This window comes from Micromonospora sp. MP36, from assembly GCF_008119785.1.
In the GTDB taxonomy this organism is placed as follows: Bacteria; Actinomycetota; Actinomycetes; order Mycobacteriales; family Micromonosporaceae; genus Micromonospora.
In genome coordinates this window covers 1-7,956 of record NZ_VSFA01000184.1, presented here as the reverse complement: position 1 = coordinate 7,956, position 7,956 = coordinate 1, and the positions used below count along the sequence as shown (strand labels likewise).

Annotated in this window: 7 protein-coding genes; 5 read left to right on the top strand and 2 right to left on the bottom strand. The window is 69.9% G+C overall.

Going from position 1 to position 7,956, the window contains the following annotated elements; translation table 11 throughout:
- Positions 1-199 precede the first annotated feature (199 nt).
- The 3 genes from FXF52_RS39590 (at position 200) to ligA (ending at position 3,724) form a co-directional block, all read left to right on the top strand.
- The gene (locus FXF52_RS39590) at positions 200-793 is read left to right on the top strand and encodes a dihydrofolate reductase family protein (RefSeq protein WP_148804778.1); all 594 of its coding nucleotides are present in this window, start codon (positions 200-202) and stop codon (positions 791-793) included.
- Positions 790-1,260: a PPOX class F420-dependent oxidoreductase gene (locus FXF52_RS39585; protein ID WP_255472866.1), complete on the top strand. Its 471-nt coding sequence runs from the start codon at positions 790-792 to the stop codon at positions 1,258-1,260. The genes FXF52_RS39590 and FXF52_RS39585 overlap by 4 nt, the downstream gene beginning before the upstream one ends.
- Positions 1,261-1,573: 313 nt before the next feature.
- Positions 1,574-3,724 (top strand): NAD-dependent DNA ligase LigA, encoded by a 2,151-nt coding sequence (gene ligA, locus FXF52_RS39580; protein WP_148804777.1) that lies wholly within the window; start codon positions 1,574-1,576, stop codon positions 3,722-3,724.
- Positions 3,725-4,218: 494 nt separating this feature from the next.
- Here ligA and FXF52_RS44340 read toward each other — a convergent pair whose 3' ends face one another.
- Positions 4,219-4,680 carry an STAS domain-containing protein gene (locus FXF52_RS44340; RefSeq protein ID WP_370518100.1) on the bottom strand — a complete coding sequence of 154 codons (462 nt, stop codon included), beginning with the start codon at positions 4,678-4,680 and terminating at the stop codon, positions 4,219-4,221.
- Positions 4,681-4,688: 8 nt separating this feature from the next.
- Complete coding sequence (locus FXF52_RS39570; protein ID WP_148804776.1) at positions 4,689-5,141, bottom strand: ATP-binding protein; 453 nt, start codon at positions 5,139-5,141, stop codon at positions 4,689-4,691.
- Between the two features lie 574 nt (positions 5,142-5,715).
- Here FXF52_RS39570 and FXF52_RS39565 point away from each other — a divergent pair.
- Entirely contained in the window at positions 5,716-6,942 is a 1,227-nt protein-coding gene (locus tag FXF52_RS39565; protein ID WP_148804775.1) for a hypothetical protein, read from the top strand.
- A gap of 780 nt (positions 6,943-7,722) precedes the next feature.
- A partial coding sequence (locus FXF52_RS42740) for a hypothetical protein (protein ID WP_222870931.1) occupies positions 7,723-7,956 on the top strand: 234 nt, incomplete at its 3' end.

Here is a 7,956-nt window from a genome sequence, read left to right as displayed (position 1 = left end):
GAGCCCGACCCATACGTCACGCAGGACCAGCGGTGACCAGGGCTCCCCGATGACGTCGAGCGTACGGGCGATCGAGCACGCCATTTTGCTGAAGTCCGTGCGTTGCATGGGGGCAGTCTAGCAATCGGGGTTCCCTTAGGGAACTGAAGTTGCTATGGTCACAGCGTCTCTTGAAGGAACCCCGGAAAGGATCACGGAGATGAGCAAGGTCTTCAGCGCCCACGCGGTGTCGGTCGACGGTTACATCACCGGCCGCGACCCCGGTGCCGGGCGCGGACTCGGCGACGGGACGATGCTCTTCGACTGGTACTTCGACGGCGACACACCCAGCCACGTGTTCGACGGGTTCAGGCTGAGCGAGCCCAGCACCCCGGTCTTCGACGCCCTCGCCGCACGCGTGGGCGCCGTCGTGGCGGGCCGCAACACCTACGAGGACTCCGACCATTTCGGAGGCGGCAGCCCCCACCCGACCGCCCGACTGTTCGTCCTCAGCCACCGGCCGGCACCGGAGATCACCGAGCGGCAGACCCTCATCACCACCGGCATCCAAGACGCGATCGCCGCAGCCCGCGAGGCCGCCGGCGACAAGGACGTCGGCCTCATGGGCGGCGGCGTCGTGACCCAGGCGCTGAAGGCGGGGCTCGTCGACGAGGTGGTCCTCCACCAGGTGCCGGTCCTGCTCGGCGGCGGCCGGCCATTCTTCCAGTCGCTCCCCGAGCACGTGCGCCTCCGCCTCGTCGACGCCGTCCCGGCGCCCGGCGTCACCCACCTCCACTACAAGGTCGAGCGATGACCCTCGTCACCGGCAAAGTCGCGTCGCTCGTCGACAACCACTGCCAGAAGCCCACCCAGAACCCACGCCAGGAGATGACCACGATGCTTGACCCCGATGTTCGCCGTGTGCTCGACGGCACCTCGATCGCCCACCTCGCCAGCGTCCTGCCCGACGGCGCGCCCCACTGCGTCCCTGTCTGGATCGGCACGCACGGCGACCACGTCGTGATCCTCACCGGTCCGCACTCGCGCAAAGCTCGCAACCTACGCCGCGACCCACGGGTCGCGCTCTCCCTGACACCAGCCGACAACCCGTTCCAGCCGGTCATCATCCGCGGCCGCGTCATCGAGTGGCTCGAAGGCGACGCCGCCTGGACAATCGTCGACCAACTGTCCACCAAATACACCGGTCAGCCATATCGGCGAGACGAACAGCGAGTCGTTGCGGTCATCGAACCCGAGCGGCAGACGATAGGCGTCCCATGAGCCGACGCGGCTCACCACGTTCCGCTGGCTGCACCGCTACAACACGGTCCGGCGCCACTCTCGGATCAGGGATCAAGCCCCGCCCGATAGGTCCTCGGCCCGGCCCTAACGACCGCCGACCGGGATCAGATCCTTGCCCACCTCCCCCGCCACGCCCGTCCCGATCCAACTGCGTAGGCATGCTCCCGCGCCTGATGGCGGCATCCATGTCGTACTCGACCAGTAGTTTGTGCAGCAGGTCAGCTCAAGTCGAGCAAGTCTGCGCCGCGCCGCCGCCGCGGGCGTGGCCAGCGCGAATTCAAGGAGGTCGGCGATGGCCAGCCCCGGTGTTACGGGTCTTGAGGACCGGGTCGACGCCGTCGACCCGGTCGTTGACGCCGCGCGCGCCGAGCCCTTCGATTCGGTGCAGGCGTACCGGTCAGCGATCGCCGACGTCCGGGCGGCCGCCGCGGCGTACTACAGCGGGCCGGGCATGGTCATGGACGATGCGACCTACGACGCATTGTTGGCGCGGGTCGCCGCGACCGAGGCCGCCCGGCCGGAGTGGAAGGCCGACGACTCCCCGACGGAGGTGGTCGCGGCCGGCGCCGGTGTGATTGGCGACGTCGAGCACAGCTCGCCGATGCTCAGCCTGGACAACGTGTTCGATGAGGAGACGCTGCGCAAGTGGGCCGTCCGGCTGGAGCGGTTGCTGGGCCGGCCGGTCGGTGGGTACACGGTCGAGCCGAAGATCGACGGTCTGGCGGTCGCTGCCCGATACGTCGACGGGCGGCTAACCCTGGTCGCCACCCGCGGCGACGGGCGGGCCGGTGAAGATGTAACCGGGCAGGCCCGGCGGGCGGTCGGATTGCCTGCCCGCCTGGCGGAACCGTTGACGGTGGAAGTGCGCGGCGAGGTGTTCATGACCGACGCCGACTTCGCCGCCGCCAACGTGCTGCGTACCGGTCACGGCGAGCCGGCGTTCGCGCACCCGCGCAGCGCCGCGGCCGGCACTCTGCGCGCGCAGGACCGCGCCTACGACGCGCCGCTGTCGTTTCTGGCGTACGCCGTACACGGCCTCGACGGCGCCGACGGTGAGCCGGTGCCGCACTCGGTGGCGATGGCCCGCGTCGGGCGGCTCGGCGTCGCGACGACCGCGACCTCGGCGGCGGGGATGCCGCTGTGCGCGAGCGTCGACGAGGTCATCGCCGCGGTGGAGGCTCTTCGCTCCCGCCGTGGACAGCTGGGGTTCGGGGTGGACGGGGCGGTCATCAAGGCCGACCAGCCAGCCGACCGGGACCGGGCCGGCTTCTCCAGCCGGGCACCGCGGTGGGGCATCGCCTACAAGTTTCCCGCCGACACCCGCACCACCCGACTTCTGCGGATCGAGGTCCAGGTCGGCCGCACCGGCGTGATCACCCCGGTCGCTGTGCTCGAACCGGTCGTCGTCGGTGGCGTCACCGTCGCCTCCGCCACTCTGCACAACTTCGACGACCTGCTCCGTCGTAACGTCCGGGCCGGTGACACCGTGTTCGTGCGCCGCGCCGGCGATGTCATCCCCGAGGTCACCGGTGCCAAGCTCGATGACCGGCCGGCCGACGCCGCGCCGTTCGAACCTCCGATGGTCTGTCCCCGCTGCGGCGGCGACATCGACCGCTCGCAGAAGCGGTGGCGCTGCACCCGCGGTCGGGCCTGCGGTGCGCACGAGTCCCTCGCGTACTACGCTGCCCGCGACTCGATGGACATCGAAGGACTCGGCGACAAGATCATCAACATGCTGGTGGCGGCCAAGCTCGTGACCGACCCAGCCGACCTGTACGACCTCGACGTGCCCACCCTCGCCGCGCTCGACAGGATGGGTGAGATCTCCGCCGGCAAGCTGGTAGCCAACATTCAGGCATCGAAGGACCGTCCGTTGTCGCGGGTGCTGACCGGCCTCGGGGTACGGATGACCGGCCGGTCCATGTCCCGGCGGCTGGCCCGACACTTTGGCACCATGCAGGCCCTGCTCGACGCCAGCGTCGACAACCTCCAACAGGTCGAGGGCGTCGGCCCGGAACGCGCTGCCACCATCGCCGCCGAACTGGTCGAGCTGACCAGCGTGATCAACAAACTCGCCGCGCGCGGGGTGAACCTGACCGAACCCAGCGCCCCGGCCGGCGCCGCCCCGGCCTCGGACGGCGCAGCCGCCCGCCCTCTCCCGCTGCAGAAGCCCGACGGAACCCCGATGACCGTCGTCGTGACCGGCACCGTCCCAGGCCTGACCCGCAACGAGGGAAACGAGGCCGTCGAAACGCTCGGCGGCAAGCCCTCCGGATCGGTGTCCAAACGTACCGACATGGTCGTCGTCGGCGACGGCGCCGGCACAAAAGCCGACAAGGCCGAGCAACTGGGCATCCGGATCCTGCCCGCTGACCAGTTCGCCGCCCTACTACACGCCCACACCACCGCGGACATCGACACCATCAGCAGAATCCTTACCTGAACCGAACAGTCAATCTCACATGCTGCCCACAGCGTCCAGGGGTCGTCCGGTCCAGATTTCCACGACCTTCCTCCCGCGCTTCGCCGGCCGGCCACACTGCGTCTCGGGCAGCACCGGCCCCCCGCCCGGAACACCTCCAAGCACTGCCCGCAGTGCCTGACTCCGCTACGGCACTGTAAGGCCCCCGACCGCCCCACCACCCCAGGCTGGAAGTGGGCGATCTGTCCCCGCCAGTCCTGCCGCTGGCAGGGCGACCGAGATCAGGGCGCCTGGCGGCGGATCGCCGCCCGCGGCCTCACCCATCAGGCCAAGACCGTTATCGACAAGGCCAGCGGGCACATGGTGATCCGCGCCGTGGTCGACAAACTCGAAGCCTCCGCGGTCATCACGACAAGCCACCGGGGGGACCGGTCGAAGACCGGCCCCACCCGGCGCAAGCCACCACGCCCCGCGCCCAGGCGACGCAGGGCACCCTCCCCCACCCGATCCGAAGGTCAGGCGGGTAAGCGTCCGGAGGGACACGCACCAACGGACCGGCCAAGGCTGCCCCGCGCAGCCCACCGACACCAGGGCGTGAACACGACCAGCACACCCACCACCGGCCACCAGCCACGAGGAGCCGCACTGGGCGCAGGATTCCACCTACACGCCCACGCGACCCCACCACGGTGGGAAACGATCCCGGAAACCCCATCCGACTCAGGATCACTAAGCTGATCAGAGACGCTGGCGCCTCTGTCGGTGGCATGGCCGTGGGCGTTGACGAACGTGTTCAGCACGGTGGAGTCGATGAAGTTGACTCGCGCCAGGTCGACTTGGACGCGGGGCGCGCGGGTGATCGCCGCTTGCAGGACGTCCGCCAGCGGGCTGGCTCGGCGATGTCGAGTTCGCCGAACAGGCGTCACGACGGAGGTCCCGTCGCGCACCGTTGTCTCCGACTGCCACGTCTGTTCCATGCCGCGCCTCATCCGCTCGACTGTAGCCCGGGGAGGCGGGCGGTGATGGTGGCTGTCGTCCCGTCCGGCGCGCTGTTGATAACGAGGTTGTCGGTGAGCTGCTGGGCCAGCCACAGGCCCCGGTGGCCCGGGGTTCCGGGACGCGGCAGGGCGATCGGAACATCCTCTGTTCCGGGACCGTGGTCGATGACCTGGCAGGACAGGGTTGCGGCGTCGCGCAGCAGGCGGAGTCGTCCGCTTCCGCCACCGTGGCGCACGACGTTGGTGACCAGCTCGTGCACGGCCAAGACGAAGTCCTCCAGCGGGTCACCAGCGAGGCCGGTCGCGTCGGCGGCCGCGGCGACGGCGTGCCGCAGCCGCGTCACCGCGACCTCGGTGATCGATTCCGACAGTAGAGTGACCGCGCCCCGCGCATCGTCTGGATCGCCCCCACCGGCCTCGACGTGGCCACGCCAGCTCACGTGGGCACGGTACAGGCAGTGATGACCACCGAATGCGTTGGGGCGTTGGGTGGGGCGGCCTCATGGCCTGGCCGCGGCGTGCCTCATACGCGTGCCCGCGCTGCAGGTGCCGTGAGTCCTGCCTAGTATGTTCCCCGGATGCGCCGGTGGCCGGTTTGAGAGGTCGGGGTGCGCGGCCACCATCCGGAGCGGGTGCCCTCGGCCTCCGGGTTCCCGTATGGCGCACAGGGAGGCCCTGTTCACCCCCAAGAACGGGGCCTTCCGCGCGATGAGCAGCCGTCGGGCACCGGTCACCCGGGCAAGCTTGGGTCGAGCAGACAGTTGGCTATCCGCGCTGCTGATGGCGTCGGATCTGCTCCTCGCGCACTGCAGGGCGCGCATGAATATCGCCAGCTCACGGCAGCGTGCGGTCCGGCTCGACGATCACTCGAACCTGGCAACGTGATCCAGCAACACGCGGGCGACAGCGTGGGTCTGTTGTCCGTTCGCCGGATGAGCTGGGTGGACTTTTGGCTGATGGTGAGTAAGGTCAGCTAGCTGTCCGCACCTGTGCGTTCAGAGGAGGCCGGCGACCGTGGCGGAGAGATCGACCGCTCGCCCCGCCGATGGGGCTGCCCAAGACGACGACCCGAATGAAATTGATAGCTGGATCGCTCACCTGTCGCGGCCGGCGGCAAGCGACTCCGACAGGTACGACGAGTGGTCGGAGGCCGCCGCGCCGCAGTGGCGCGAGGAGGTGTCGGACCCGGACGAGGAGTCGTACCAGCCCGAGGGCACGAACCAGGAGCACGACGCGCGGCAGGCAAGACACCGGGCGGACCAGCAGTCCGAGGAATACGAGCAGTACGACGGGGCGTACGGCCGGGACGAGTACGCGTACCGGGGGTTCGACCCGGGGTTCGACCCCGCACCGGCGGGCTACGAGCCCGACCAGGCCTACCGGGGCGACGGGCACGAGCATGCCTCCTGGGAGGAACGGCGGGCCGAGGCGCCGTACGGGCCGATCGATCCCGGTCCGGTGCGCGAGGACGCGCATGTCGGGCTGCAGGAGACCTACGTCGTGCCGGAGGTGGGCTACGCCCACGAGGAGCATTACCCGCACGACGATGACGCCGGCCTCAACGAGGACCGCTACGGCGGGTCCGCCCCGCAGCACCCCGAGGCGGCCGAAGACGCTCTGACCCAAGTGCTGCACAACCTGGAGTGTGACGCCCGCCCGCGGCCGGCCGGTCGGCGGCGCTGGCTGATCGCGGTCGGCGGGCTCGCGGCGGGGGCGCTCGTCTGCGCTGTGGCGTTTGCCTGGGGGTCGGGCGGTCCGCCGGAATCCGCCCTGCCGGTGGTGGCAGCCACCATCCCGCCGGACGCGTCTGAGGAGCCGATTGCCCTCCCGGAGATGCCGACGGAGACGCCGAGTTCCGCGACCCCGCGCAGCCCCTCCGCCACGCCCAGGACCACACCGAAGGCCACCCGTTCGCCTAGCGCCGCACCGTCGGTCACCCGCCCCGCCGCGCCACCCCCGACACGCGCCGCGGCCACGCCGACGCAAACCCGAAGCCCGACTCCCCTCCTGCTCGGGCCATCGAGCAACGACGGGGTGGCGAACATGGCCCAGGGATACTGCGATCGGCACGCCGCCGGGAGCTCCGCGCAGCCCCGCAACGACGGCAGTTGGCAATGTACGAGGCTTCTCTCCGCGTCCACTATCGACATGAACGTCGCCTGCCGCAACACTTACGGTTCCGACGCCTACGCACGAACATCGAATTCTGGCGATCCATACGCCTGGCGGTGCTACCGATGACCACCGGCGCCACACCGAGCAGGTTTCCGGCCTGATCGAATATCTGTACGAGTACGCTGCCCTCGTGGAGTGGCGAACGCGCTGGCACATCACTATCCGCTGGGACCGGGCCGAGAACTCGCCCACCGGCGTGACCGTCGTCGAGCGCGTCGCGGACAGCCCTGGCGAGTTGCGGCGCCTGCGCTCCTGGCAGCCGAGGCAGCGGATCGAGAGCTCCACGATGTACGCCACCACCGTGGGGTCGTCGTCGGAGGCGGTCAGCCGCTGCACGTCGGCGTCCAGGTGCATGTCGGGGTGCCCGAACGGCTTGTGCGGGTCGGCCGGCTCGTGCCGGAACTTCCCGTGCGTCGGGCACACGCCCGTGTCGGCGCCCTCGTCGCACTGGTAGGGCGTCAGCCGGTCCCACAGCGTCTTCGGGCATCCGGTCTGCTCGGCGGCGGGCGGCTCGCCGCCGCGGTTGCACGTCTGCACGACCCCGCGCAGCCAGGGGCGCAGCTCGTCACGGGCCGCTAGAACTCCAAAGGGTCGCCTCGCTGATCGCGTCCCAGTCGGCGTCGACCTCCGCCGGGAGGCACGGGCAACACGCAGGAAGCCCATGCCCGTCACGGGTCAACTCGTTCAGGCGGTGTCGTCTGCGGGTGGGGTGGCTGGGGCGGGTGGACCTCGACGAACCATGACTCGGTGCTTGCGTGCACGGTTCGGTCCGAGGACAGTGCCACCCAGGGACGCTCTTGGGAACTGGCGTCGTGTGGCGTGGGGGGGCGCAGACGGATGTGCGTGATGAGTGCTGCGGCCAACGAAGCGGCTGTTGCCCGCTTCCTTGAGGAGTATCCGCAAGCAGGCCGGGCCGGTAAGGGGCATCCCGCGCTGCGGGGTTGTGGCGAAGTCGCGTGGTCCGCGATCCCGGGTTGTCCCGCTGGCATCCCGCTTCTGTTCTATGGCCTGCTCGATCAGGCTGCCGCCTCTGAAGCTGCGCGTGTGCTCACCAACGTCCTGTTGGGCGGCGTCTTCCAC